Raw genomic sequence first — 24,145 nt, 5'->3', positions numbered from 1 at the left:
TTTAGCTCATCGCGGCTGGCCGGGCAGCGGAATCACGATGCCGAACGGCAGCGTGATCGCGGGCGGCGCGGGCGCCGGGGCGGGCGCCTGCTCGGCGGGCGCGGTCGGGCCGGGCTCCGGTGTCTTGGCCGGAGTTCCGGACTGCTGCTGATCCTGAGCCGGGGCCGGGGCCGGGGCCGGGGCGACCGGAGCCGGAGCAGGGGCCGGAGGCTGCGGTGCACCCGGTTGACCGGGCGCGGGTGCCGGCGCGCAGACGGCGGGCCGCGGCGCGTTCGGATCCTGCGGTGTGGCATTCGGATCGGCGGGCTTGTTCGGATCCGCGTTCGGATCGTCGCCCGGTGTCGCCGCGCCCGGCTTGGCCTGATCCGCGGGCGACCAGCGCTGCGTCTCCACCGGGGCGGCCGGATCGCCCGGCCTGAGCAGCGGGGCCGGAACCGCGGCCGGGCCACAGGCATTCGGCGGGGGCGGCGGGCAGAAGATGCCGCACGGGATCGGCGGCAGGCCGGGGATGTTGATCATCACCTGGGTCGGCTGCTGGGGCACCGCGGTCGTCGCCGCGGCGCTCGGCGGTTCGGACGAGGGGGATGGGCTCGGGATGACGGTGTTGGCGGCCAGCATCGTCGATCCGGCGCCCTCGGGCATGGTGCCCGGCGGGATCAGATCGGGGGAGATCTCCACCGGGGTCGGCGCGCCGCCGGTCTTGTAGGCATTGGACCAGCTGAGCACCTGCGCGGCGTAGGCCAGGGAGTTGTTGTAGCGCAACACCGATCGCAGCTCCTGCTGCGGATCGCGCAGATCCAGCCCGCCCGAGCACAGATACTTACCGGCCGCGAGCGAGGCGTCGAAGACGTTGTTGGGATCGGCGATCCCGTCGCCGTTGCCGTCGGAGGCGTACAGCGCCCAGGTGCCGGGCAGGAACTGCATGGGTCCGATGGCGCGCACGAAACCGCCGTCGACGGTCTTGATGACCTCGTTGCCGGGCAGGGTGCCGTCCAGGGCGGGTCCGTAGATCACGCCGACCGTGGTGCCGTTGGCATCGGTGCGGCCGAAGGCCGCGTGATTGGATTCGACCTTGCCGATGCCCGCGAGCAGGCTCCAGCTGAGCCCGCAGTTCGGCATCGAGGACTGCAGGGCCAGCTCGGCATTGCGATAGGCGGCCAGCACGATCTCCGGAATTCCCAGCGTGCCGCCGCCCGGCAGCGAGATGTCCTGCAGCGGCACGGTGCCGCCGAACAGAGGTGCGGTCGGGGTCATTGCCCGGAGTTTGCGAGGTGGCTCGGGAGCGGCCGGAACGAGGCCGACGGACTGGTCGGTCGCCGTGCCCGAACCGTCGGTGGGAGCCGTCGCGGCGGCCAGCTGAGCCTCGGGCGCTTTCGCCGCGCCGGAACGGTCGGACATCTGCACAGCGGTCGAACTCGAAGCCATCAAACCCGCCACCACCAGCGCCGATACGGTAATCGGTCCAGATATTCGCATCGGCACACCAAAGCCCTTCGTAGTCGGTGAGCGATCGGCTCGGCTCTCGCGAGAGCCGCTCGCTTCGGACAACGTGATCCAGGTTACCCGGCAGTCAGCTTGTTGTTCGCAATACTTACGGTCAGTTGCCTTCGATCTGTGGCGAAATAGGGACCCGGCCCCTCTTTCGATCCGTACCCTTCTTCGTTTTGGCCATTGCGCCGGATTCTTCGGCGTCCAATGGTGCATTCAGCTCGAGGCGGGCCAGCGCGTCTTTGATGTCCTCGAGTTCGCGGCGCAGATAATCGCGAGTCGCGACCTCGCCGACCGAGATTCGCAGCGCCGCCAGCTCGCGGGCCAGGAATTCGGTATCGGCCTTGGTCTGCGCCGACCGGGATCGGTCCTCCTCGAGGGCCACCCGGTCCCGGTTGTCCTGTCTGTTCTGCGCCAGCAGGATCAATGGCGCAGCATAGGCGGCCTGAGTAGAAAAGGCCAGGTTAAGGAGGATAAACGGATACGGGTCCCAGCGCAGTACGGCGACGAACACGTTGACCAGGATCCAGACGATCACGATCACGGTCTGGATCACCAGGTAGCGGCCGGTGCCGAGGAAGCGGGCGATCCGCTCGCTCGTGCGGGCCATCGCCTCGGCGTCGAAGTCGAATCGGAACCGCGTCTCGAGGGGAGTTTCCAGGCGCTGGCGGGCCAGGGGCTTATCGGCTCGCTCGGTCATGGCCGTTCTCCCGTTCCGTCGACGACCGCGTGCACACGGGCGTGCATGTCACTGCCTTCCTCGTCGTGCTCGCGCCAGTCTTCGGGCAGCAGATGGTCGAGGACGTCGTCGACGGTCACCGCGCCCAGCAGATGGTTCTCGTCGTCGACGACCGGACCGCAGACGAAGTTGTAGGTGGCGAAGTACCGGGTGACCGCGGCCAGCGGCGTCTCGGGTCGCAGCGGGGCCAGCACGGTGTCCACGATCCCGCCCACGAGATTTGCCGGTGGTTCGCGCAGCAGTTGCTGCAGATGTACGCAGCCGAGATAGCGGCCGGTGGGGGTCGCGGTGGGCGGCCGGACGACGAAGACCATCGAGGCCAGGGCGGGCGTCAGATCCGGATTGCGCACCCGGGCCAGCGCCTCGGCGACGGTGGCCGCGGGCGTGAGCATGACCGGCTCGGGAGTCATCAGACCGCCCGCGGTGTAGGGGGAGTACTCCAGCAATCGGCGCACCGGCTCGGATTCCTCCGGATCCATCAGCGACAGCAGCGCCTCGGCCTCCCCGGTGGGCAGCTCGCCGAGCAGATCGGCCGCGTCGTCGGGATCCATCGCCTCGAGCACATCGGCGGCCCGCTCGACGCCCAGCTTCTGCAGTACCTCGACCTGATCGGTCTCGGGCAGCTCCTGGACCACGTCGGCGAGTCGCTCGTCGTCGAGTGCGCGGGCCAGTTCGATGCGGCGCTTGGCGGGCAGTTCGTGCAGCAGGTGGGCGACGTCGGCCGGGCGCAGACCCTCGAACTGGCCGAGCAACTGGGTGACATCCTGGCCGGGCAGATTCAGTTCGCGCTGGGTCAGGCCGCGCACATAGGTCCACTCGACCACATGCACCGCGCGGCGGCGGCCGAGCCGGCGATGTCCGCGCACCGCCACCCGCGAGACCATCCAGTCGCGGCTGCGGGTCTGTTCGATGCCCAGATCGACCACGAACAGATCCACTCCCTGCAGATCCGGCAGCTCCGGATCGTCGACCTCCACCTTCGAATCGAGTACCTGTGCCAGGCCCAGCATCTCGCCGGGACGCTGGTTGAATCGGCGCAGACTGACATTGCCGGTATTGAGGGTCACCGAACCGGGTTCGACCGTGGTGACACGCAGCATCGGCACGAAAATCCGTTTGCGCGTGGGCAGTTCGACGAGCAGGCCCAATACCCGCGGTTGCTGCCGGTCGTATCGGACGGACATCACCACATCCCGGACACGGCCGATAGACTCGCCGTCCGGACCCAGCACCACCAGGCCCGCCAGCCTGGCGGCGAAAACCCTCGTCGCTGCCATAGAGCAAGGCTAGAGGGTGGTGTGTCCCGATCACGATCCAGAGGAGCCGCCCATGTCAGTTCGCCGATCGGTGCTCGCCGTTCCCGGCAGTAATCCCCGGATGATCGAGAAGGCCATGGGATTGGCCGCCGATGAGGTGTTCCTCGATCTCGAGGATGCGGTGGCACCCGCGGCCAAGGCGGCGGCGCGGGCGAATATCGTCGCCGCGCTGAATTCCTCGGGGTGGGGTGATCAGATTCGGGTGGTGCGGGTCAACGATTGGACCACCGAATGGACCTATGCCGATGTCATCTCGGTCGTCGAGGGTGCGGGCGCGGGACTGGACGCGATCCTGCTGCCGAAGGTGACCGACGCCGGGCAGGTACGGGCGCTGGATCTGCTGCTGACCCAGATCGAGAAGTCCGCGGGGCTCGAGGTCGGACGCATCGGCATCGAGCCGCAGCTCGAGAATGCGCTGGGGCTGCGCAACATCGATGCGATCGCCACGGCCAGTCAACGGGTGCAGACACTGGTTTTCGGCCCGGCCGACTTCATGGCCAGTATCAATATGCGCACCCTGGTCGTCGGCGAACAGCCGGAGGGATATGACACCGGCGATGCCTACCATCACATCCTGATGACCATTCTGCTCGCCGCGCGGGCGCACGGGCTGCAGGCGATCGACGGGCCCTATCTGCAGATTCGCGATCTCGACGGATTCCGCCGCGCCGCATCCCGAACGGCCGCACTGGGTTTCGACGGCAAATGGGTGCTGCATCCGACCCAGATCGAGGCGGCCAACGAGATCTTCTCCCCGCGGCAGGCCGAATACGATCGGGCCGAGGAGATTCTGGACGCCTATGCCTTTCATACCTCGGTCGAGGGCGGCGCCCGCGGCGCGGTGATGTTGGGCGAGGAGATGATCGATGAGGCGAGCGCGAAGATGGCGCGTGTCATAGCCGAGAAGGGGCGCGCCGCGGGAATGGTGCGAACCACGCGTTTCACGGCCCCGTCGATGGCCGAGAACTAGCATGATGGAGTCATGACAAGTCCCTTGGGGAACTCCAACCGCAATCGGCCGACCCTGCCGACGCCACCGTCGGGCTGGCCGATCGGGTCGTATCCGACCTATGCCGAGGCGCAGCGGGCGGTCGACCATCTGGCCGACAATCAGTTTCCGGTGGACAACGTGACCATCGTCGGGGTCGACCTGATGCAGGTCGAGCGGGTGCTGTACCGGCTGACCTGGGGCCGGGTCATCGGCGGCGGAATGGTGTCGGGCGCGTGGCTGGGTCTGTTCCTGGGTCTGCTGCTGAGCCTGTTCACCACCGGCGGCGCCTTCGGTCCGCTGGTCGTAGGCCTGGTGGGCGGCATCATCTTCGGTGTCATCTCCACCTCGATCCCGTATGCCGCCACCCGTGGCCAACGCGATTTCGCCTCGACCATGCAGCTGGTGGCCGGCCGCTACGACGTGCTGTGCGAGCCGAAGACGGCCGAGCAGGCGCGGGACCTGTTGGCGCGCCTGGCACTGTAGTAGCCATGCAGATGCTGGACGAGGTCCGAGCCGCGGTGCTCGGACATTACGGTGTGTCGTCGGCCGATTCGGCGTCGGTGACCTTTCTGGGTCTCGAGCCGATCGAGATCCTGCGGATTCCCGACGGCGAGTTCGTGCATTACGTCACGTTGGGCGGGGCCCGGCATCCGATGACCGATCCCGCTGCCGCCCTGGCCGATCCGGTGCGCGGCCCGCGCGCGGAACTGGCGCTGACGCTGCGCGGCGGCCCACACGCCGGGATCACCCGCGGTCTGGGCGTGCTGATCGCCTCGCCCGCGGTGGAAGGTGTGGTGCTGCAGGAGGACGCGCTGCTCGACCTCGGAGATCCGTTGTGGCGCAACGCCCCCTTCACCGCCGCACTGCTGGGCGCGAGCGATATCGCCGAGGTGCCGCTGCCGGATCCGGCCGAACCCGTGCGTTTCCTGTCCGTCGCCCCGGTCACCGCCACCGAGGCGGCGTGGGTGCGGGTGCGCGGCGCGGCAGCCCTGCGCGAGGCCTGGACCGAGGCGGATATCGATGTGCGCGATCCCGGGCGCGGCGCCGCGAATCTGTGACGATCACAGCCAGTTGTTGCGGCGGAAGGTGATGAACAGGCCGGTGCAGACGACCAGGATGACGGCGACTACCAACGGATAGCCGAAGGTCCACCGCAATTCCGGCATATGTTCGAAGTTCATACCGTAGATGCCCGCGACCATTGTCGGCACGGCCGCCATGGCCGCCCAGGCGGAGATCTTGCGCATATCGGTGTTCTGCTGCACGCTCACCTTCGCCAGCGCGGCATTGATCAACGCACTGAGCGATTCGTCGAAATCGCCGATGCGTTCGGCGACCGCGATGTGATGATCGGCGACGTCGCGCAGATAGCGCCGAATCTCCTTGGGCAGCGGCAATTCCGGACTCTTCGAGAGCAATTGCAGGGGCAGGGCGAGTGGTTTCACGGCCCGGCGCAATTCCACCACCTCGCGTTTGAGTTGATAGATGGCCTCGATGGCGAGGTTACTGCGCGGCGTGAACACCTCCTCTTCCATCTCCCCGACATCCTCCTCGATCTCCTGTGTCACGGCGATATACGAGTCGACGACGTGATCGGAGATCGCGTGCAATACCGAACCGGGGCCGAGCGCGAGCCGCTGCGGATTCGCCTCCAATTCCCGCCGGACCCCGGTGAGTCCGGTGTGATCTCCGTGCCGCACGGTCACCACGAAATCGCGGCCCATGAAGATCATGATCTCGCCGGTCTGCACGATCTCGGTAATGCTGTGCAGATCGTGTTCGACATACTTCACCGTGCGCAGCACGAGAAACAGAATGTCGTCGTACCGTTCGAGTTTCGGCCGCTGATGAGCGTGCACCGCATCCTCGACCGCCAGTTCGTGCAGATCGAATGTCCCTGCCACATCGGCCATCTGGAATTGGTCGGGCTCATGTAATCCCACCCAGACGAAGCCGCATTCCTTGGCGCGCACCTCGGCGAGCGCCTCGGCATGGGTGAACCGACCGGGCAGCCGCTGCCCGTCGATGTACACCGCGCAGTCGATGACGGCCCGCGCGGTCGGCACCGGAATATGCGGCAGTGGCTCCGCCTTTCCCCGGCCGCGGAAGGAGGACAGTGGCGAAATCTGGGGCACGAGTTCGGATGTTAGTCGCTGATCTTCGGCAAGATGGACGAGTGCGCATCGACTTGCATACCCATTCCAACGCGTCCGACGGTACCGACACCCCGGCCGAACTGATCCGCAACGCGGCCGCCGCCGGACTCGACGTGGTGGCCCTCACCGACCACGACACCACCTCCGGGTGGGCCGAGGCGGCCGCGGCGTTACCGAGCGGTATGACCCTGGTGCGCGGCATGGAGATGTCCTGCTCGGGCCTGGGCGAGGACGGGTGGCCGGTCTCGGTGCATCTGCTGGCCTATCTGTTCGATCCGGCCGATGTGTCCTTCGCACGGGAGCGGGAGCGGCTGCGCGCCGAGCGCATGATCCGGGTGCGGGCGATGGCCGAGCGCATGGCCGCCGACGGGTTGCCGGTCGATCCCGATGCGGTGCTGGCGTCGGCGGGCCCCTCGGCCGGGCGGCCGCATCTCGCGCGGGCCTTGGTGGCGGCCGGGGTGGTGCCGACGGTGAGCGCGGCCTTCGAGGATCTGCTCGCCCCGCGCGGGCGCTACTACGTCGAGAAGGCCGACACGCCGCTGCGGCAGGCGGTCGGGATGGTCGCGGCGGCGGGCGGGGTGACTGTGGTGGCCCATCCGCGGGCGCGTTCGCGCGGCCGGCTGCTGGCGCTCGATGAGATCCGCGATCTGGCCGGGCTCGGCCTGGCCGGGCTCGAGGTCGACCACCCCGACCACAACGTGGCCGATCGCGCGCTGCTGCGCGAACTCGCCGCGGAACTGGGCCTGCTCACGACCGGCTCCTCGGACTACCACGGCGCCAACAAGACCATTCGGCTCGGCGAATTCACCACCGATCCCGAACAGTTCGAGAAGTTGGCCGAGAAAGCCAGCGGCGTCCCGGTGATCGTCTCGTGAGGCTGTTGCGGGCGATGAGCGGGATCATCGCCGGCGGTTTGGTGGTGCTCACCCTCGTGGTGATCGGCGCCGAAATCCTCGGCGCGCAGCGCGGCTTTCCGGGGCCGGGCGCGGGTGCGGTGGCATGGCATATCGGATTGTCGGCGGTGGCCTTCGCTGCCCAGATCTTTTCCGATCGGCGTCGAGGTTTTGCGGCCTTTTCCGGATCGATGGTCGTTTTTGGTGCGGCGAGTTACCTTTTGGTTACGCAATGGTGGAATTGATGCTCGCGTAACGGTTGCTATCCAGTGAATTGTGGCCGAACATTTCTGATTGTGGCCGGGATCGAATGCGATGTGTTGGTGGTGGGTGGTGGGCCCGCGGGTGCTTGGGCCGCACTCGCTGCGGCATATGCGGGCGCCCGGGTGGTCATGGTGGACAAGGGGCGGTGTGGCAGCAGCGGGCCGACGGCGAAAGGGCTTGTCGCACTGTGGAACGTTCCGCCGGGTCCGGCCCGCGACGATGCCGTCCGGCACAGCTTCGACCAGGGCGGCCATCTCGGCGATCCGGTGTGGATGCATCGGGTGCTGGACGAGACCCATCGGCGGGTCGATCAGCTGGTGCACTGGGGCTACCGGTTTCCCGGTGAGCGCGTGGGGCGGCCCGCCCGGGTCTGCCTCGACGGTGCGAAGTATCTGGGCCGGCTGCGCCGCAGCCTGATCGTGGCGGGCGTGCGCATCCTCGATCACCATCCCGCGCTGCAGCTGCTCGTCGATTCCGAGGGCGTGGTCACCGGGGCGAGCGGGGTGCAGTTGCGCAACGAGTACCGCAGCTGGACCGCGCATGCCGGTGCGGTGGTGCTGGCGACCGGCGGCTGCGCGTTCCTGTCCGGCGGCGCGGGCACCGATGTCGACACCGGCGACGGACTGCTGATGGCCGCCGAGGCGGGCAGTGAGCTGTCGGGGATGGAGTTCTCGAGCGCCTATGCGCTGGCGCCGGTCGGCCGGGTGCGGTTGTCCCCGCTCGGCGACGACGCGAGCGCCCGGGCCCTCACCCCCGCGCCCGATCTGGCCCTGCACTTCGCGACCCTCTACGACGAGACGGGCACGGCGATCGGGGGCGGGGCATTCGGTTCGCGCGTCGCGGCGTTCGAGGCGATCGCCGACGGGCGGCGCGTCTACGCGGCCCTCGACGAGATACCCGGACCGCTGCGCAGACAGCTGGCCGCGACCCCGGTGCTCGCCGCGCACCGCGTGCAGCTGCGGCCGGTGCTGGAGGGCACGGTGCGCGGTACGGGCGGGCTGCGCTTGATGGGATTCGATTGCGCCACAACGGTTCCCGGCCTGTTCGGGGCGGGCGATGTGACCACCCGGGAGCCGATCACCGGGGCGGTCGGCGGCTTCGGTGGCCAGGGTGGCGCCTGGGCGATCTCGTCGGGGGTGTGGGCCGGTGCGGGTGCGGCGCGTTTCGCTCGCGGGCGCGGGCGGCTGGGTAAGGCGCGCCCGGTGCCGGGCGCGGGACTGGGCACGGCCGCGAGTATCGATCCGCGCGCGGTGGTCGGCCTGGTCCAGGAACATACGCTGCCGCTGCGGCGCAGCTACTGGCGCAGCGCGGGCAGCCTGCGCGACAGCATCGCCGAACTCGACGGCATGTGGCCGGTCACCGAATGCGATCTCGGCGGCAACGGGCCCGAGCGGCTGCGCGCCCGCGAGGCGGCCGCCCTGCTGGCGGTGGCGCGCTGGACCAAGTACAGCGCGCTGGCCCGCACCGAGACCCGCGGAATGCACCGCCGCACCGATCATCCGGGTGAGGGCACCGACTGGCGCATCCGGCTGCACGCCGGCGGTGTCGAATCCGTCTGGGTGCAGCGCGAACAGCGCGATCCGGGGCCCGCGACGCCCCATGCCGATCTCACCCCGGCCTGAGTTCACCCGCGTCGCCACACGCACCGGATTTGGCAACGACCGGTTCCTGCTGGCAGAATGTTCCGATCCCTGGCCGACGCCACCGCCCGGTCCGGGGAGGTTGGTGAACCACGCTCCGTGACGCACTGCTCCGGACCCGAGGACCACCCCAACGGCATTGCCCGGACCCACCCGTCCGGTTCTGGCTCGACGGATCTGTGCAGCGAAACGCCGTAATACCCCTTGCCGTTTGCCGCGATGACACTATCGAACGGTTTTCCGCCGCCTGCGTGAGTGTGATCAGCGCACCCGGCGAGTAACCCGAAAAACACTGATACCAAATACCCGACGGTAACCGCGAGACGGTTTAGTCGACACCGAGCAGGAGTGAAATCGTGTCATCCGTGACTGATGCACCGAACGCCGCCACGGCGAGCCGTGAAACCGATTCGGCGAGCCTGTCCGCCATTACGCACGAGGAAATCTTCGCGGGTCATCTCGGGGGAAAGCTCTCGGTGGAACTGACCGCACCGCTGGAGACCCAGCGCGATCTGTCCATCGCCTATACCCCCGGTGTCGCGCAGGTCTGCCGCGCGATCCACGCCGACGATGAACTGGCCAAGCGCTACACCTGGACCGACCGTCTGGTCGTCGTGGTGAGCGACGGCACCGCGGTGCTGGGCCTGGGCGATATCGGCCCGCGCGCCTCGCTGCCGGTGATGGAGGGCAAGGCCGCGTTGTTCAAGAAGTTCGCCGGGCTGGACGCGATTCCGATCGTGTTGGCCACCAAGGATGTCGACGAGATCGTCGAGACCCTGATCCGGCTGCGCCCGAGCTTCGGCGCGGTGAACCTCGAGGACATCTCCGCCCCGCGCTGCTTCGAGATCGAGAAGCGGGTCATCGAGGCCCTGGACTGCCCGGTCATGCACGATGACCAGCACGGCACCGCGATCGTGGTGCTGGCCGCGCTCAACGGCGCCGCCAAGGTGCAGGGCCGCGGCATCGCGGACCTGAAGGTCGTGGTGTCGGGTGCGGGTGCGGCCGGCGTGGCCTGCACCAATATCCTGCTGGCCGCGGGCGTTTCCGACATCGTGGTGCTCGATTCCAAGGGCATCGTGAGCCGCGACCGCACCGACCTCAACGAGGTCAAGGCCGATCTGGCGCAGCGCACCAACCCGCGCGGGATCTCCGGCGGTGCGGCCGAGGCGCTGGCGGGAGCCGATGTGTTCCTGGGCCTTTCGGCGGGCACCATCGCCGAGGAGCTGATCGCCTCGATGGCGCCGGAGTCGATCGTGTTCGCGATGTCGAATCCGGATCCGGAGATTCATCCCGAGGTGGCGCAGCGCTACGCCGCGATCGTCGCGACCGGCCGTAGCGACTTCCCCAACCAGATCAACAACGTGCTCGCCTTCCCCGGTGTGTTCAAGGGTGCGCTGGACGCCGGCGCCCGGCGCATCACCGAGGGTATGAAGATCGCCGCCGCCGAGGCGATCCTGAGCGTGGTCGGCGCCGAGCTCGCGGCCGATAAGATCGTGCCGAGTCCGCTGGACCCGCGCGTCGCTCCCGCGGTCGCCGAGGCCGTGGCCGCCGCCGCGCGCGCCGAAGGCGTTGTCTAGCGGCGAGTTCGGCCACCTGGCGGGCGCTTCGTTCAATGGCGAACGGAGCGCCCATTTCTGTCATACGACACGCGAACGCCGCGCCGCCCGATCCCATCCGGAACGGGCACGGTCTCGAATCACCGCCGGCTCGATCCGATAGGGAAGGGAGACGCTTGTTCGCGCACCGAGGCCTGACCGGTTGCCGGGCAGGCTGTTTCCTTCTGCTGGTGGTGGCATTGCTCGGCTGTTCGGCCGCCTCGATGCCGTCGGATCGGCCCACCCGGCTCAGTGATGCCGCCGTGGCCTTCGCGGGCGTCGCGCCCACACCGCCGATGGGCTGGGACACCTGGAACTCCTACGGCTGCACCATCGATGCCGGGATCGTCGAGCGGGCGGCCGATGCGATGGTATCGACCGGTATGCGGGACGCGGGCTATCGCTACGTCATCGTCGACGACTGCTGGTTCGCGACGCAGCGCGCGGAAAACGGTGCGCTACAGGGTGATCCGGTGCGCTTCCCGGACGGGATGGCTGCGCTGGCCGATTACGTGCACGCGCGCGGCCTGAAGTTCGGTATCTACGAGAGCCCCAATGCGCAGACCTGCGCTCAGCTGGGCGGCACCTATCCGGGCAACACCGGTAGCCTCGGCCATGAGCGTCTCGATGCCGATACCTTCGCCGCCTGGGGCGTGGATTACCTGAAATACGACTGGTGTTCGACCGAATCGGATCTGACCGCACAGGTCGGCGCCTTCACCCGGATGCGGGATGCGTTGCGCGCCACCGGACGTCCGATCGTCTACAGCATCAACCCCAACAGCGGTGTCGTGCAGACCCCGCCGGGATCCCGCTACGACTGGTCGGGAATCGCCACGATGTGGCGCACGACCAATGATCTGCATCCGGGCTGGGAGCTCGACGCCGGTGAGACCCAGGGGCAGGGCGTTCGCGAGGTCCTCGATGCCACCTGCCCGCTGGTGGGCCGCCAGGGCCCCGACCATTGGCTGGATCCGGACATGCTGGTGGTCGGCGTGCCGGGGACGCCCGGCACGCCGTATCCGGGCCTCACCCCGGCCGAACAACGCACCAATCTGGGCATGTGGGCCATGCTGTCCGCCCCGCTGATCGCCGGTAATCCGCTGACGTTCACGAGCGCGGCGACGGCGAATCTGCTGACCGACGCCGGGGTGATCGCGGTCGATCAGGATCCGCTCGCCGCGCCCGCCGAGGCGATTCCCGGAACGGACGAGAAGGCTTGGCGCCGAACGCTTTCGGACGGTTCGATCGTTGTCGCCCTGATCAACCGCGACGATGTGGCGGGCCGGATCACCGTCCCGCGCACCGCCCTTGCCCTCTCGGACTCGAAAAACTATGTCGCCCAGAATCTCTGGGACGGCCGCAGCACACCCCTCGATCATGAGATCGCCGCCGAGGTGGCGGCCCACGATACGGTGCTGCTCCGCATCAGCGGTTAGCTCATCCGCGGCAGGCCCGGCGGTAGTCGATCAGCGGCTGGCGCACGGCGCGGAAATCCCTCATCTCCTGTTCGTGGGACTGCCGGTAGGCCCGCCGCTCGGCCTTGCGCTGATCCTTGGGCAGGGACTTGATCTTGGCCAGCTCGCCCGCCAGATCCGGATGCGTCGCCAGGAATGCGGCGGTCTGCGGGGCGACCTGGGCCCGGATCTGCAAGCGGGCCTGCTGGCTGCAATCGGGGCCGTCGGCCGAGGCGACACCGGGTACGGCCAACGCCAGGGTGGCGGCGCCGGCGGTGGCGGCGAGCAGGGCGGCGAGGGTGCGTTTCATGTGAGCGACTCCATTCGTATCGGATCAGGTCCGATCTCGAATCTGCCTACCGAGGCTGAAGATGGGCTGAATCGGCCGGGGTTCTTCAGCCGATCTTCAGCTCGAACAGCGCACCGGGTCCCGCGTCCGGCGGTGTCGCGCACACCAGATCGCCGCCGTGGGCGCGGGCGATGCCGCGCGCGATGGCCAGGCCCAGGCCCGAACCCTCCGACCGGCGGGCCCGGGCTGGGTCGAGGCGGACCAGGCGATCGAAGACGCGTTCGCGATCGGCCGCGGGTACGCCCGGGCCGAGGTCGCGGACGCCGAGGACGGCCGCGTCCCCCGCCCGGCCGATGTGGACGGTGATCGTGCGCTCGGTGTCCTCCGCCATGGCCTGACCGGCGTTGTCGAGCAGGTTCACCAGGATCTGGCCGAGGCGTTCGGGATCGGCGGTCACGGTCACCGGATCGCCGTCGAGGCGGAAGTCGATGTCCGGGTGCAGCATTCGCGCGCGATCGAGATGGGTGCGGGCAAGCTCGTAGAGGTCCACCGGTTCGGTGCGCAGCTGGAGTCCGGCATCGATGCGGGCCATATCGAGCAGATCGTCGACCAGCCGCCCGGCGCGGTGGGCCTCGCGCACGAGCAGCAGATGCAGGCGCTCGCGCTCGGCCGGATCGGTATCGGCGGGCTGATGCAGGACGGCCTCGGCGACCGCTCGGATACCCGCGACGGGTGTGCGCAATTCGTGTGCCGCGTCGGCGACGAAGCCGCGCAGCTGTCGTTCGGAGGCCTGTGCCCGTGCCTCGGCGCCCTCGAGCGCGTCCAGCATCTCGTCGAACGCGCTTGCGGTGCGTCCTAATTCGGTATCGGTGCGCTCCGGGGACAGGCGTCGCCCGCGCCCGCCCCGGGCGATCTCGCGCGCCAGCCGGGTCATCGAATCCAGCGGCGCCAAGGCCCGGCGCACGCCGAACCACAGCCCGCCGGTGATCACCGCGATCGCCGCCGTGATCGCCCCGATCAGGACCCATCCCAGCCGCGACTGCACCCGGGCCAGCAGCGGGGTGTCGACCTGCATCGTCAGCTCGGCCCGATTCACTTCGCCGGTGCCGGTGAGCATGACGCGCCGCGTCACGGTCTCGTCGGTGCCATGCCGCGTGCCGAGGCCGCCGTATTCGCGGCCGTCGGCGAGCCGCAGCCGCGCCCGGATCGAGCGGTTGTCCACCCGGCTCATCAACTCCGTTGCCGGAACGCCCTCCTGCGCAAGCTGTCTGGCCAGTTGCAGGCGGTCGGTGAGCACGGCGTTCTCGCCACGATGCACCACCACCACGAACAGGCTGTGCACCAGCAGCGCGACCACCACGAGCGCGATACCGGAAACCACTGCGGCCGTGAGGGTTACCCGGCGGCGCAGCGAAACCGTTCTCATCGGCCGCCGACTCGTAGCGCATAGCCCAGCCCGCGCACGGTGTGCAGCAGGCGCGGGCCGTGCTCCTCCAGTTTGCGGCGGACCGCGCTGACGTAGACCTCCACCAGATTCGGGTCGTAATCCTCATAACCCCAGACGGCGGTGAGGATCTGGGTCTTGGTCAGCACCTGGTCGCGGTGGGCGGCCAGGTGCGCGAGAAGTTTGAATTCGGTGGCGGTCAGCGCGATCGGCTCACCGGCGCGCGCCACGATGCCGGAGTCCATATCGACGACCAGATCTCCGACCGTGAGCCGAGTGTGCAGCCGGCCCATGCGGCGCAGCAGCGCCTCGATGCGGGCCACCAGTTCGGTGAGGTCGAACGGCTTCACGACGTAGTCGTCGGATCCCGAGCGCAGCCCGCGCACCCGATCGGCCACGCCATCGCGCGCGGTGAGCATGACCACGCCCGCGCCGCACCGGGCACGGACGGTGTCGAGCAGGGCGAATCCGTCGCGTCCGGGCAGCATCACATCCAGCACCACGACATCCGGGCGGAACCGCTCGAGATCGTATTCGATCCGGTCACCGTGTTCGCGGGCCAGGACCCGATGTCCGGCCGCGGTGACCGCGGACGCGACCGCCGCGCGGATGGCCTCGGCGTCCTCGATGAGGAGTATGCGTCCCGGTTGCTGCACATCGCATATTCTCCGCCGCGTTGTGAGCGGCGACTGGATATCGGCTGTGAGCGGCTCGAGAGATCCGAATCCACCCGGACTCCACCTGCGGGTGGTGGGTCCGAGCGCCCGTGGCGGCGAACGTATAAGACATGAGTTTGCAGAATGCGGTACTCGAGGGCGCACTGGTCGTCGTCGTGCTGGGCTGGATCGTCTACCGGCAGAGTCAGTGGCGGCTGGTGGATTCCGCGCGGATGTGGCGAGGTCCGATCGTCCTCGCGGTGATCGGACTGGTGCAGATGAGGACCGCCTTCTCGGGTGGGTCGATCGGCGCGGTGGCGGTGGCGCTGTTGGTGCTGTCGGCGGTGCTGAGCCTGGCGGTTGGCGTCGCGATGGGATGGCTGTCGCAGATCCGCCGCACCGACGGGCAGCTGTGGGCCCGCACCGGGCTGATCGGGTCGGCGCTGTGGTTCGTGCTGCTGGCCGTGCGCATCGGCGTCGATGTGTGGGCGCATCTGCTCGGCGCGACGATCGTGACCGCGATCGGAGTCATCCTGATCATGTTGGCGCTGAACCGGACCGGTCGCACGCTGATGCTGATGCGGCGGGCCGAACAGTTCCGGCCGGTTGGGGCACACTGAATCCGATGACCGAGCCCTACCACGTTCCCACGGGCCTGGCCAGGCTGTTACGCCTGGTCGGGCTCGTCTCCGTGGTGTCGGGCTCGACCGATGCGTCGGTGTGGCATCAGCCGTGGGTCGCCGCGGGTGTCGTGCTGGCCTGGATCGGCTGGGCCGGATGGGTGGTAGCTCCGGTCGGGTCGCGCTGGCTGCTGCGAATACCCCTGTGCGCCATGGCGATCGGCGGAGGCCTGACCGCGATGCAACCGGTCGGGTCGACGATCACCGCGCTGGCAGTGGTGTTCACCGCCCTGTCGCTGGTCGCCGAGCCGCTGCTGATCTGCCTGGGCATCGCGGCGCTGACGGTGGTGTGCTGCTGCATATCCATCGCACTGGTACCCGATCCGCAGTTCGCGATGCTCGGCCTGCTGCTCGGACTCGGCGTGACCGGGCTGATGGGCTTGAGCCGTCGGCAGGGGCGCGTATCGGCCGAACAGAATCGCCTACTGGTGCAACAGAATCGAGTGATCCGCGCCGAACGCGACCGTGCCGCCGCGCTGGCCGAGCGCGGCCGCATCGCCCGGGATATGCACGATGTGCTCGCGCATACGCTCGGCGGCCTGGTGCTGCAGCTCGACGCCGCCGACGCACTGCTCGAGGCGGGGGAGGTCGAGCGCGCCGCCGAGCGGGTGAAGGCGTCGCATCGGCTCGCGGCCTCCGGACTCGCGGACGCCCGCCGGGTGGTGGGCGCGCTGCGGGCCGACGGCTTCGATCCGGCCGTCGAGTTACAGCGCCTCTACGACGAACATCGTGGCGCCGGTGGGCAATTGGAGGTCCGGACCGATGCCGAGCTGCGCGGCCTGGACGAACAGGTGGCCGTGGCGCTCGCGCGAGCGGTGCAGGAGGCGCTGACGAACGCCCGCAAACACGCTCCCGGACAGCCGGTCACGCTCACGATTCGCGACGAGGCCGATCAGCTCGCGATCACGGCGGTGAATCCGATGGCCACCCAGCGCATTACGCTCACCGCATCCGGCTCGGGTGCGGGACTGCTGGGCATGCGGGAGCGGATCGCCGCCTCGGGCGGCACGGTGGATGTGCGAAAGGAGAACGGGCAGTGGGCGATTCGAATCCGAGTGCCGCGTCGATGATCACCGTGGTGGTCGCCGACGATCAGACCACGGTGCGCGACGGACTCACCACGGTGTTGTCGTTGCTGCCCGATGTCGAGGTGGTCGGCGAGGCGCGCGACGGGGCCGAGGCGGTCGAGCTGGTCCGCAGGCTGGCCCCGCGGGTGGTGCTGATGGATCTGCGCATGCCCGGTGTCGACGGCGTCGCCGCCACCGCCGCGGTCACCGCCTCCCATCCCGGTACCGCCGTGCTGGTCCTGACCACCTATGCCGACGATGCGTCCATCGCCGGGGCTCTGCGCGCGGGCGCCCGTGGCTATCTGACCAAGGATGCGGGCCGCGCCGAGATCGCGGCCGCCATCCGCTCGGTGGCCAGCGGTCACACCACGCTGGCCGCGGATGTGGGCGCCCGGCTCGTCTCCGCCCTCGGCGCGCCCGCGCCCGCACCGGACGCCGATCTCACCGATCGCGAACTCGACGTCCTACGCCTGATGGCCCAGGGCCGCAACAACTCCGAGATCGCCAAGGAGTTGTTCATCGGTGTCAGCACGGTCAAGAGCCATATCAACTCCCTGTTCGCCAAGCTCGGCGTCCGTGACCGCGGGCAGGCGATCGCCTACGCCCACCGCACCGGCATCGCCCGCTGATCAGTGCGGGACGGAGATGGCGGCGATGAACTTCGCCAATTGCTCGTCACCGAGATTGCGCGCCAGATCCGATTCGCAGATCATCCCGACCAGGCGTTTGCCGTTCTTCTTATCGATCACCGGCACGCGCTTGATCTGATGGGCCTCCATCAGCTCGAGGACATCGCTGACATCGGTGTCGACATCGACCCATCGCGGCGTGCCCTGGGCGAGATCGCCCGCGCGCACGCGGCTCGGATCGTGCCCCTCGGCAATGCAGCGCACCACGATGTCGCGGTCGGTGAGCATGCCGATGAGGCGGTCCTCATTGCAGATGGGCAGGGCTCCGACGTCCAGATTGCGCATGACCTGGGCGGCGCGGTCGAGGGTTTCGTCGGCCGGTATGCAGGTCGCGTCCCGGTGCATGATGTCGCGGGCTTTCACGGCAAACCTCCTGTCTCGAAAGGAAGGAGCTTGCACTCCCGGTGCCACGTCGTATGGTGACGTGGATCACCGGACTGGTCAATCGGCCATGGTCAGCGGGGTGGTGCGGTCCGGAGCGAAGGAGTCCAGCCCGATGCCGCGGTAGGCATTCATCAGGCGGTGGTACTCGCGCCGGTTGCGGGCCAGAGGGCTGTCGGTGAGCCGGGTGGGCAGGGCGCGGTAGGCCAGGCGCAGCCCGGTCGCGAGGACCGCGAACTCCAGCTCGTGCCGTCGGGTCCAGCGCATCGGAAGGTGTTGGCGCGCAGCGGGATGCATGATGCCGTAGCCGAGCACCGCGCCGATATGTCCGGCGGCGGGGCGGGCGAGCAGCCACAGCGGATGGGCGATCGCGGGCAGGAACGGCGGGCGTGGCGGGCGGCGGACGGTCTCGGCGGCCGATTCCAGCGTGCTGGTGCGCGCCAATCGCTGCGTGGCCATGCGGTCGTAGTGCGCGCACAGGTCGGCGTAACTCGCCATCAGCCGCGAGCGACCGGGCAGCTGCAGGCCGTCGGTCTCCGCGCGCCAGCGATCCCACAGGGCCTGGTCGTCGGCCGGGGTGAGTTCGGTTCCGGTCAGGGTCGCGAACGCGCCGCGGTACATGAAGAAGGTGCTGATGAGAATCCAGTTCCAGCTCTCGGGATTCAACGCGCTGTAGCGAATTCCGTTGGCGCCCACGCCTCGGACGTCGCGGTGTAACAGCTTGAGCCGTTCCATCTCGGCCAGGCGATCGGACTCGGTGCCGTGGAAGACGGCCTGGTCCGACGCCGCCGAGCGCAAGGCCCGCTGCCACGGCGTGTCGCGGATGCGGCCGGTGACCTCCAGGGCCTCCGAAACCTCCGGCAGCATGGCCTGATCGAACAGCGCGGCGGCGAAGGCGGCGATGAAGATCGAGCCACCGACCTCGACGAAGCGATCGGCGATCGTGTCCGACTCCCCGATCGGCATCGGGGCGATCGCGGAATGGTTGACCGGGCATGTCATCGGAGAACTCCCTTGTTCTCATCTGGTGCGCTATGGCACCAAAACTGCTTTGGTGTCAGGGTGCACCAGATGGATCGGCCCGTCAAGAGGCAGAATGGTGCGGATGGGAGCGGTGACACGCAGCTACGGCGGACTGCCGGCGGCCGAGCGCAGCGCCAAGCGACGGGCGGCGCTGGTGGAGGCCGCGCTCGACCTGTTCGCCGAGGGCGGCGCGAATGCGGTCACCAAGCGATCCGTCTGCGCCCGCGCGCGACTCAACGACCGCTACTTCTACGAGCATTTCGCCGATCGGGACGCCATGCTCGAGGCGATCGCCCGCGATATGACCGAGGAGGGCCTGGCCGCCGTGGTCTCCGCGACATTCGCCGCCGCGCCGGACGTTCCCGCCCAGGTGCACGCGGCCGCCGATGCCGCGATCGCCTTCGTGACCGCCGATCCGCGGCGCGGTCGAATGCTGCTCGCCCCGACCACGACCGAGGTGCTGCAGCGCGCCCGCCTCGACAGCATCACCGCGATCGCCGCGGCCATGGCCGGGATGACCGCCGAATTGCTCGGCGACTCCGCGCCCACCCGTCTGGATCTCGAGATGATGGCCTTCGCGGCGGTGAGCGGTGTGATGGAACTGGTCGCCGCCTGGTTGCGCGGCGAATTCGCCACCGGCCGTGAACATCTCGTGGATGTCGTGGCCGCGATGCTGCTGTCGGGCGTGACGAGCTAGTCGATCGGCGTCGACGGGCGCAGGCGACCGGTGCCGGGTGCGCTGGCCCAGACGGCGAAGGCCAGCAGGGAATCCAGTACCAGGGCGAGCGCGGCGACCAGCAGCGCGCCGACCAGTACCCGGTCGTACTTGTAGAGGCTGATGCCGTCGAAGATGTAGCGGCCCAGGCCGCCCAGGTTGACGTAGGCGGCGATCGTCGCGGTCGCGACGACCTGCAGCGTGGCGCCGCGCAGTCCGGTGAGCAGCACGGGCAGCGCATTGGGTACCTCGACGCGGAATACGACCCGCCACTCGTTCATGCCCATGGCCCGCGAGGCGTCCACCACGTTCGGATCGACATTGGCGATGCCCGCGTACGCTCCGGCCAGCAGCGGCGGGATGCCGACGGTCAGCAGCGCCAGCAGCGGGGGGAGCAGGCCCAGTCCCAGCAGCAGCACCACGAAGGTCAGCAGCCCGAGGGTGGGCAGCGCGCGCATGGCGTTGGCGAAGCCGACGATCAGGCCGCCGCCGCGTCGGGTGTGACCGATGATCAGGCCGATCGGCAGCGCGATCGCGGCCGAGAGTGCCACCGCCAGAAAGCTGTACCACAGATGTTCCAGCAGCCGCTGTTCGATTCCCGCGCGCCCGGTCCAGTTCGCCGCGGTGGTCAGGTAGTGCCAGGCGTCGACGAAAAGGTTCATGCGCCAGCCCCTTTCGCGAGATCGACCGACAACCGCAGCCGGCGCACGGGGGCGGCGCGACCCGTGTTCAGCCAGGGTGTGGCCCAACGGCCGAGCAGGTACAGCACCCGGTCCACGATCAGGGCCAGCACCAGGACCACGATGATGCCCGCCGCGATCTCGTCCGGATAGTCGCGCTGATAACCCTGGGTGAACAGCTTGCCCAGCCCGCCCACGCCGATCAGCGCGCCGACGGTCACCGCGGAGATGTTGGTGACGGCCACGACGCGCAGATTCGCCACGAAAACCGGTAGCGCCAGCGGGAATTCGACCATGAGGCTGCGGCGCAGCCGGGGGTAGCCGACGGCGTCGGCGGCGTCGAGCACCGACGCCGATACCGAATCCAGGGCGGCGGGCACCGCGATCACCAGCAGCGCCACCGAGTAGATGCTCAGTGCGATAACCACATTCAGCTCATCGATGGTCGCGATCCCGGCCAGCGGGGGGATGATCACGAACAGTGCCAGCGACGGAATGGTGTAGGCGACGCTGGCCACCGTCGTCGTGGTGCGGCGCAGCCAGCGCGCCCGCCGCGCGACGGTGCCCACCGGGATGGCGACGACGAGGCCGATGACCAGCGGGATGAGGGCCAGCCTCAGGTGGATTCGGGCGAATCCGGCGATCTCGGAGAAGTTGTCGAGCAGATATCTCATCGCACCCCTTCCTGTTCGAAGAAGTGCCGGTTGCGCACGGTGTCCTCGTCGGCGCGCTGGCGGGCCAGCTGGTCGATGACCTCGGTGGCGACCACGCCTCCGGTCGCCGCGCCCGAATCATCCACGGCCACACCGACTCCCGAGGGTGAGGAGATGGCCGCATCCAGCGCCTGGCGCAGATCGCCGCCGGGCGGGAACAGCGAGCCGCCGGCGGCCATGCAGTCGGCCAGTTCATGTCCGGCGCGCACGGCCTCGACGCCGGTGACGTCCATCCAACCGAGCGGATGGCGGGCGTCGTCGACCACCAGCATCCATTCGCCCGGCGACAGCCGCGATTCGCGCACCTGATCGGCGGTCGCGGTCCGAATATCGTGCAGCACAACGCCCTCCGCACCACGGAAGGATAGTCCGCGATAGCCGCGATCGCGTCCGGCGAAATCGGCGACGAAATCCGTTGCGGGCTGGGCCAGTACGGTCTGCGGCGCGTCGTACTGCTGGAGCACGCCGCCGCGGGCGAAGACCGCGATCTTGTCGCCCAGCTTGATGGCCTCGTCGATATCGTGGGTGACGAAGACGATCGTTTTCCGCAATTCGGCCTGCAGCCTTTGCATTTCGGCCTGCAGTTCCTCGCGCACCACCGGATCGACGGCGCTGAACGGTTCGTCCATCAACAGGATCGGCGGATCGGCCGCCAGGGCCCGCGCCACCCCGACGCGCTGCTGCTGACCGCCCGACAGCTGGGCGGGATAGCGCTTGGCCAGGGCCCGGTCCAGGCCCACCCGATCCAGCATCTCGAGGGCGATGCCGCGGGCGGCGCGGCGCGATGTGCCCTGCAGCAGCGGGACGGTGGCGACGTTGTCGAGCACCGTCCGGTGCGGCAGCAGGCCGCCGCTCTGGATCACATATCCGATGCCGAGCCGCAGCTTCACCGGATCGACGGTCGAAATGTCGCGGCCCGCCACGGTGATCGTGCCCGCGCTGGGCGTGATCATGCGGTTGATCATCCGCATCGACGTCGTCTTCCCGCAGCCCGAGGGCCCGACGAAGACGGTGAACGATCCGGAGTCGATCCGCAGATCCAGCGCGGTCACCGCGGTGGTGCCGTCCGGATAGGTCTTGGTGACGCCGCTGAACTCGATATCGGACACGGTGGCCCTCCTATCCGATCGGCTTGTCCAGCCCCTGGCCGCTCACCCACGATTTGGCGGCCGCCGCGGGCTCGGTCTTGGCCGATCCGGAGACCGCCTCGTTGAGCGAGATCAGTTCGGCCGTGGTCAGTTTCGCCGACACCGCGTCGAGCACCTTCAGCGCCTTGTCGGACTTCTTCTTGGCGTTGAGGATCGGCACCACGTTCTGGGCCGCGAAGTTGTGCTTGGGATCGGCCAGCACCACCAGATCGTTCTCCTTGACGGCCGGTGAGGTGGTGAAGATATCGGCCGCGGTCACCTTGCCGTCGGTCAGTGCGCGCACGGTCGCCGGGCCGCCGCTGTCGCCGATCGGGACGAACCGGTCGGCGGGGATGTCCAGGCCGTAGGTCCTCTTCAGGCCGGGCAGGCCGTCGACGCGCTCCGCGAATTCCGCGGGCGCACCGATGCTCACCTCGGACGAGTGCGCGACGAGGTCGGCGATCGTGTGTAGATTCCACTTCGCGGCGGTGGCGCGGGTGACCACGACCGCATCGGAATCCTCACCGGGAGCGGGCTTTCCGGCCACCAGGTCGGAACCCAGGGCCTTGGTCAGCGCCGCGGTAACGTCGTCGGCGGAGGTCGCGGTGGCCGACTTGTCCAGGTACTGCAGGAGATTGCCCGTGTATTCCGGGACGATACTGATCGAGCATTGGCGCAGCGCGGGAATGTAGGCCTCGCGGCTGCCGATGTTGAGCTTGGTGTCGACGGTGAAACCGTTGGCGCGCAAGGCCTCCGCATAGACATCGGCGACCGTCTCGGCCTCCGGGAAGTTCGCCGAGCCCATCGTCAGCTTGTTGCTGTCGGCGTCGCAGCCGTCGGCGCCGCCCGACAGCGGATTCGAGTTGCCACCACACGCCGACAACGCCATCGCGGCGGCCAGCGCGACGGCGGTGGCGAGCAGACGGGCGGCGGTGAGGGCGGGGCGGAATGGGCGCCGCCGCGCAGGGGTGGTGATGGTGGATTTCAAGACTGTCCTTCCGAGGTCCCGGCGCTGCGAGGTGGCCGTCCGTGCGATCGGATTACGATTCGTGTCCGGGCGGCCACCTTCTGGCTGTCCATACTGTCAGCCGGGTGTCGTTCTTACTATCTATCGGGAGTGGGTGTCGCCGGATGAAATCGGCCGCGTCGGTGCGGACCTGGGCCCGCGTGGTGATCGCCGCGATGGCCGCTACGCTGGCCGTTTCCTGTTCGGACGGCGATTCCGGGCGCATGATCACGGTCGGTGCGGGGGATTCGGCTCAATCGGAGTTGATTGCCGAGATCTACGCGGGAGCGCTCGCGCATACCGGTGCGCGGACGATTGTGCGCAAGGGTCTCCGGCAGCGCGGCGACTATCTGGCCGCGCTGGACGCCGATACGGTGACGCTGGTCGGCGACGACAGCGGGGATCTGCTGACCGCGCTCGATTCGGGCTCGCCCGCACGGACACCGGATAAGCCCGCCCCCGGCACCGCCGCCGCTCCCGGGCCCGGCGTGGCCCAGGCGCTGAGCGCCGCGCTGCCCCAGGGATTGGCGATCTCCGATATCGACGACGGCACCGATCTGCGGCCGAGCTTCGCCCTGCGGGAGGAGCCGGGCGCGCAGCGCAAGCTCGCCTCGCTGGCGGATCTGGCGCCGCGGTGCGGCGAGCTGAACCTCGGCATCGCCACGGGCAGCGCACTCGATCCGCTGCGGCGCTCGCCGGATCCGCAGCGCGATGTGCTCGATCCGCTGCGCGCGGTGTATCACTGCGACATCGTCGGGCATACGGTCTACGGCAGTGATATCGAATTGCGAAATGCCTTGCGGGACGGGAAAGTTCAGGCCGGTGTGTTCACCGCGCCCGCAGCGCTGCTGCCTGGTGGCGCCGACGGGCTGACGCTGCTCGCCGATCCGGACTACGCCTTCCGGGCGCAGAACATCGTCCCGCTGTTCCGCCAGGGCGCGCTGAGCGATCCGCAGATCAAGAAGCTCAACTACGTGGCGGGGGAACTCATCACCGCCGACCTTGTCGATCTGATTCGCCGCGTGCGCGATGAGCATGCCTCCGCCGCCGAACTCGCTCGCGCCTGGCTCGACGCACACTCGTTGTGACCTCGTGATCGGTACGCCTCCACCGGTCCGTGGTTGCGAGTAGCGTGA

The 24,145-nt window shown here is 68.8% G+C and carries 26 protein-coding genes; 13 read left to right on the top strand and 13 right to left on the bottom strand.

Annotation, left to right across the window (positions count from 1 at the left end; all coding sequences use genetic code 11):
- Positions 1 to 6 precede the first annotated feature (6 nt).
- The 3 genes from ACIA76_RS12175 to ACIA76_RS12165 all read right to left on the bottom strand — a co-directional run bounded on the left by ACIA76_RS12175 (position 7) and on the right by ACIA76_RS12165 (position 3,504).
- Positions 7 to 1,476, bottom strand: a complete 1,470-nt coding sequence (locus ACIA76_RS12175) for a lytic murein transglycosylase (RefSeq protein WP_397151456.1) — start codon at positions 1,474 to 1,476, stop codon at positions 7 to 9.
- Between the two features lie 121 nt (positions 1,477 to 1,597).
- The gene (locus ACIA76_RS12170) at positions 1,598 to 2,188 is read right to left on the bottom strand and encodes a DUF1003 domain-containing protein (RefSeq protein WP_397151454.1); all 591 of its coding nucleotides are present in this window, start codon (positions 2,186 to 2,188) and stop codon (positions 1,598 to 1,600) included.
- Positions 2,185 to 3,504: a magnesium transporter MgtE N-terminal domain-containing protein gene (locus ACIA76_RS12165; protein WP_397151452.1), complete on the bottom strand. Its 1,320-nt coding sequence runs from the start codon at positions 3,502 to 3,504 to the stop codon at positions 2,185 to 2,187. Before ACIA76_RS12165 ends, ACIA76_RS12170 begins: the two co-directional genes overlap by 4 nt.
- A 52-nt stretch (positions 3,505 to 3,556) precedes the next feature.
- Between ACIA76_RS12165 and ACIA76_RS12160 the strand changes: the two genes are divergently transcribed.
- From ACIA76_RS12160 to ACIA76_RS12150, 3 genes are read left to right on the top strand one after another with little or no spacing between them, the layout of a single operon-like run.
- Positions 3,557 to 4,513: an HpcH/HpaI aldolase/citrate lyase family protein gene (locus ACIA76_RS12160; RefSeq protein ID WP_397151450.1), complete on the top strand. Its 957-nt coding sequence runs from the start codon at positions 3,557 to 3,559 to the stop codon at positions 4,511 to 4,513.
- A gap of 12 nt (positions 4,514 to 4,525) precedes the next feature.
- On the top strand, positions 4,526 to 5,017 hold the full coding sequence (locus ACIA76_RS12155) for a general stress protein (RefSeq protein WP_397151448.1): 492 nt from the start codon (positions 4,526 to 4,528) through the stop codon (positions 5,015 to 5,017).
- Positions 5,018 to 5,022: 5 nt separating this feature from the next.
- Complete coding sequence (locus tag ACIA76_RS12150) at positions 5,023 to 5,592, top strand: suppressor of fused domain protein (RefSeq protein ID WP_397151446.1); 570 nt, start codon at positions 5,023 to 5,025, stop codon at positions 5,590 to 5,592.
- Between the two features lie 3 nt (positions 5,593 to 5,595).
- Here the strand turns inward: ACIA76_RS12150 and ACIA76_RS12145 are convergent, their stop codons facing one another.
- Complete coding sequence (locus ACIA76_RS12145; RefSeq protein WP_397151444.1) at positions 5,596 to 6,669, bottom strand: magnesium and cobalt transport protein CorA; 1,074 nt, start codon at positions 6,667 to 6,669, stop codon at positions 5,596 to 5,598.
- 41 nt (positions 6,670 to 6,710) lie between these two features.
- On the opposite strand from ACIA76_RS12145, the gene ACIA76_RS12140 reads away from it, so the two are divergent.
- The 5 genes from ACIA76_RS12140 to ACIA76_RS12120 all read left to right on the top strand — a co-directional run bounded on the left by ACIA76_RS12140 (position 6,711) and on the right by ACIA76_RS12120 (position 12,521).
- A complete protein-coding gene (locus ACIA76_RS12140; RefSeq protein ID WP_397151442.1) occupies positions 6,711 to 7,565 on the top strand; it encodes a PHP domain-containing protein in 855 nt (284 codons plus the stop codon).
- Between the two features lie 14 nt (positions 7,566 to 7,579).
- On the top strand, positions 7,580 to 7,828 hold the full coding sequence (locus tag ACIA76_RS12135) for a hypothetical protein (RefSeq protein ID WP_397151440.1): 249 nt from the start codon (positions 7,580 to 7,582) through the stop codon (positions 7,826 to 7,828).
- Positions 7,829 to 7,879: 51 nt separating this feature from the next.
- Positions 7,880 to 9,469 (top strand): FAD-dependent oxidoreductase, encoded by a 1,590-nt coding sequence (locus tag ACIA76_RS12130; protein WP_397151438.1) that lies wholly within the window; start codon positions 7,880 to 7,882, stop codon positions 9,467 to 9,469.
- A gap of 374 nt (positions 9,470 to 9,843) precedes the next feature.
- Positions 9,844 to 11,064 (top strand): NADP-dependent malic enzyme, encoded by a 1,221-nt coding sequence (locus ACIA76_RS12125; RefSeq protein WP_397151436.1) that lies wholly within the window; start codon positions 9,844 to 9,846, stop codon positions 11,062 to 11,064.
- Positions 11,065 to 11,219: 155 nt separating this feature from the next.
- The gene (locus ACIA76_RS12120; protein ID WP_397151434.1) at positions 11,220 to 12,521 is read left to right on the top strand and encodes a glycoside hydrolase family 27 protein; all 1,302 of its coding nucleotides are present in this window, start codon (positions 11,220 to 11,222) and stop codon (positions 12,519 to 12,521) included.
- Position 12,522: 1 nt separating this feature from the next.
- Here ACIA76_RS12120 and ACIA76_RS12115 read toward each other — a convergent pair whose 3' ends face one another.
- From ACIA76_RS12115 to ACIA76_RS12105, 3 genes are all read right to left on the bottom strand, one after another.
- Complete coding sequence (locus tag ACIA76_RS12115) at positions 12,523 to 12,849, bottom strand: hemophore-related protein (protein WP_397151432.1); 327 nt, start codon at positions 12,847 to 12,849, stop codon at positions 12,523 to 12,525.
- Between the two features lie 85 nt (positions 12,850 to 12,934).
- Positions 12,935 to 14,254: a sensor histidine kinase gene (locus ACIA76_RS12110; RefSeq protein ID WP_397151430.1), complete on the bottom strand. Its 1,320-nt coding sequence runs from the start codon at positions 14,252 to 14,254 to the stop codon at positions 12,935 to 12,937.
- Entirely contained in the window at positions 14,251 to 14,937 is a 687-nt protein-coding gene (locus tag ACIA76_RS12105; protein WP_397151960.1) for a response regulator transcription factor, read from the bottom strand. The genes ACIA76_RS12110 and ACIA76_RS12105 overlap by 4 nt, the downstream gene beginning before the upstream one ends.
- A 122-nt stretch (positions 14,938 to 15,059) precedes the next feature.
- Here ACIA76_RS12105 and ACIA76_RS12100 point away from each other — a divergent pair, with 122 nt between their 5' ends.
- The 3 genes from ACIA76_RS12100 to ACIA76_RS12090 are packed head-to-tail and all read left to right on the top strand — an operon-like array spanning position 15,060 to position 17,304.
- Complete coding sequence (locus ACIA76_RS12100; RefSeq protein WP_397151428.1) at positions 15,060 to 15,548, top strand: hypothetical protein; 489 nt, start codon at positions 15,060 to 15,062, stop codon at positions 15,546 to 15,548.
- Between the two features lie 5 nt (positions 15,549 to 15,553).
- Positions 15,554 to 16,678 (top strand): sensor histidine kinase, encoded by a 1,125-nt coding sequence (locus ACIA76_RS12095; protein WP_397151426.1) that lies wholly within the window; start codon positions 15,554 to 15,556, stop codon positions 16,676 to 16,678.
- Positions 16,675 to 17,304 (top strand): response regulator, encoded by a 630-nt coding sequence (locus ACIA76_RS12090; protein WP_397151958.1) that lies wholly within the window; start codon positions 16,675 to 16,677, stop codon positions 17,302 to 17,304. The genes ACIA76_RS12095 and ACIA76_RS12090 overlap by 4 nt, the downstream gene beginning before the upstream one ends.
- Here the strand turns inward: ACIA76_RS12090 and ACIA76_RS12085 are convergent, their stop codons facing one another.
- Positions 17,305 to 17,709 carry a CBS domain-containing protein gene (locus tag ACIA76_RS12085; RefSeq protein ID WP_397151956.1) on the bottom strand — a complete coding sequence of 135 codons (405 nt, stop codon included), beginning with the start codon at positions 17,707 to 17,709 and terminating at the stop codon, positions 17,305 to 17,307. It abuts the gene before it with no gap.
- A 96-nt stretch (positions 17,710 to 17,805) separates the two neighbouring features.
- Positions 17,806 to 18,747, bottom strand: a complete 942-nt coding sequence (locus ACIA76_RS12080; protein ID WP_397151423.1) for an oxygenase MpaB family protein — start codon at positions 18,745 to 18,747, stop codon at positions 17,806 to 17,808.
- A gap of 103 nt (positions 18,748 to 18,850) precedes the next feature.
- Here ACIA76_RS12080 and ACIA76_RS12075 point away from each other — a divergent pair, with 103 nt between their 5' ends.
- On the top strand, positions 18,851 to 19,465 hold the full coding sequence (locus tag ACIA76_RS12075; protein ID WP_397151421.1) for a TetR/AcrR family transcriptional regulator: 615 nt from the start codon (positions 18,851 to 18,853) through the stop codon (positions 19,463 to 19,465).
- Here ACIA76_RS12075 and ACIA76_RS12070 read toward each other — a convergent pair.
- The 4 genes from ACIA76_RS12070 to ACIA76_RS12055 are packed head-to-tail and all read right to left on the bottom strand — an operon-like array spanning position 19,462 to position 22,892.
- Positions 19,462 to 20,145, bottom strand: coding sequence for an ABC transporter permease (locus ACIA76_RS12070; protein WP_397151419.1), 684 nt, complete (start codon positions 20,143 to 20,145; stop codon positions 19,462 to 19,464). The genes ACIA76_RS12075 and ACIA76_RS12070 overlap by 4 nt on opposite strands.
- Positions 20,142 to 20,837, bottom strand: coding sequence for an ABC transporter permease (locus ACIA76_RS12065; RefSeq protein ID WP_397151417.1), 696 nt, complete (start codon positions 20,835 to 20,837; stop codon positions 20,142 to 20,144). Before ACIA76_RS12065 ends, ACIA76_RS12070 begins: the two co-directional genes overlap by 4 nt.
- The gene (locus ACIA76_RS12060; protein WP_397151415.1) at positions 20,834 to 21,985 is read right to left on the bottom strand and encodes an ABC transporter ATP-binding protein; all 1,152 of its coding nucleotides are present in this window, start codon (positions 21,983 to 21,985) and stop codon (positions 20,834 to 20,836) included. The genes ACIA76_RS12065 and ACIA76_RS12060 overlap by 4 nt, the downstream gene beginning before the upstream one ends.
- Positions 21,986 to 21,995: 10 nt before the next feature.
- On the bottom strand, positions 21,996 to 22,892 hold the full coding sequence (locus ACIA76_RS12055; protein ID WP_397151954.1) for an ABC transporter substrate-binding protein: 897 nt from the start codon (positions 22,890 to 22,892) through the stop codon (positions 21,996 to 21,998).
- A gap of 242 nt (positions 22,893 to 23,134) precedes the next feature.
- Here ACIA76_RS12055 and ACIA76_RS12050 point away from each other — a divergent pair, with 242 nt between their 5' ends.
- Positions 23,135 to 24,097 carry a glycine betaine ABC transporter substrate-binding protein gene (locus ACIA76_RS12050; protein WP_397151413.1) on the top strand — a complete coding sequence of 321 codons (963 nt, stop codon included), beginning with the start codon at positions 23,135 to 23,137 and terminating at the stop codon, positions 24,095 to 24,097.
- The last annotated feature ends 48 nt before the right edge of the window (positions 24,098 to 24,145 follow it).

The sequence above is a fragment of the Nocardia sp. NPDC051570 genome, from assembly GCF_044454005.1.
GTDB lineage: Bacteria > Actinomycetota > Actinomycetes > Mycobacteriales > Mycobacteriaceae > Nocardia.
This window is presented reverse-complemented; position numbering and strand designations above follow the sequence as displayed.

Excerpts from the sequence above, each read along its gene's own strand:
- ACIA76_RS12150 (WP_397151446.1), top strand. The coding sequence starts at position 5,023 with ATGCAGATGCTGGACGAGGTCCGAGCCGCGGTGCTCGGACATTACGGT.
- ACIA76_RS12175 (WP_397151456.1), bottom strand. The coding sequence starts at position 1,476 with ATGCGAATATCTGGACCGATTACCGTATCGGCGCTGGTGGTGGCGGGT.
- ACIA76_RS12100 (WP_397151428.1), top strand. The coding sequence starts at position 15,060 with ATGAGTTTGCAGAATGCGGTACTCGAGGGCGCACTGGTCGTCGTCGTG.
- ACIA76_RS12065 (WP_397151417.1), bottom strand. The coding sequence starts at position 20,837 with ATGAGATATCTGCTCGACAACTTCTCCGAGATCGCCGGATTCGCCCGA.
- ACIA76_RS12090 (WP_397151958.1), top strand. The coding sequence starts at position 16,675 with ATGATCACCGTGGTGGTCGCCGACGATCAGACCACGGTGCGCGACGGA.
- ACIA76_RS12050 (WP_397151413.1), top strand. The coding sequence starts at position 23,135 with ATGAAATCGGCCGCGTCGGTGCGGACCTGGGCCCGCGTGGTGATCGCC.
- ACIA76_RS12155 (WP_397151448.1), top strand. The coding sequence starts at position 4,526 with ATGACAAGTCCCTTGGGGAACTCCAACCGCAATCGGCCGACCCTGCCG.
- ACIA76_RS12160 (WP_397151450.1), top strand. The coding sequence starts at position 3,557 with ATGTCAGTTCGCCGATCGGTGCTCGCCGTTCCCGGCAGTAATCCCCGG.
- ACIA76_RS12115 (WP_397151432.1), bottom strand. The coding sequence starts at position 12,849 with ATGAAACGCACCCTCGCCGCCCTGCTCGCCGCCACCGCCGGCGCCGCC.
- ACIA76_RS12110 (WP_397151430.1), bottom strand. The coding sequence starts at position 14,254 with ATGAGAACGGTTTCGCTGCGCCGCCGGGTAACCCTCACGGCCGCAGTG.
- ACIA76_RS12070 (WP_397151419.1), bottom strand. The coding sequence starts at position 20,145 with ATGAACCTTTTCGTCGACGCCTGGCACTACCTGACCACCGCGGCGAAC.
- ACIA76_RS12085 (WP_397151956.1), bottom strand. The coding sequence starts at position 17,709 with ATGCACCGGGACGCGACCTGCATACCGGCCGACGAAACCCTCGACCGC.
- ACIA76_RS12135 (WP_397151440.1), top strand. The coding sequence starts at position 7,580 with ATGAGCGGGATCATCGCCGGCGGTTTGGTGGTGCTCACCCTCGTGGTG.
- ACIA76_RS12075 (WP_397151421.1), top strand. The coding sequence starts at position 18,851 with ATGGGAGCGGTGACACGCAGCTACGGCGGACTGCCGGCGGCCGAGCGC.
- ACIA76_RS12170 (WP_397151454.1), bottom strand. The coding sequence starts at position 2,188 with ATGACCGAGCGAGCCGATAAGCCCCTGGCCCGCCAGCGCCTGGAAACT.
- ACIA76_RS12165 (WP_397151452.1), bottom strand. The coding sequence starts at position 3,504 with ATGGCAGCGACGAGGGTTTTCGCCGCCAGGCTGGCGGGCCTGGTGGTG.
- ACIA76_RS12095 (WP_397151426.1), top strand. The coding sequence starts at position 15,554 with ATGACCGAGCCCTACCACGTTCCCACGGGCCTGGCCAGGCTGTTACGC.
- ACIA76_RS12080 (WP_397151423.1), bottom strand. The coding sequence starts at position 18,747 with ATGACATGCCCGGTCAACCATTCCGCGATCGCCCCGATGCCGATCGGG.
- ACIA76_RS12055 (WP_397151954.1), bottom strand. The coding sequence starts at position 22,892 with ATGGCGTTGTCGGCGTGTGGTGGCAACTCGAATCCGCTGTCGGGCGGC.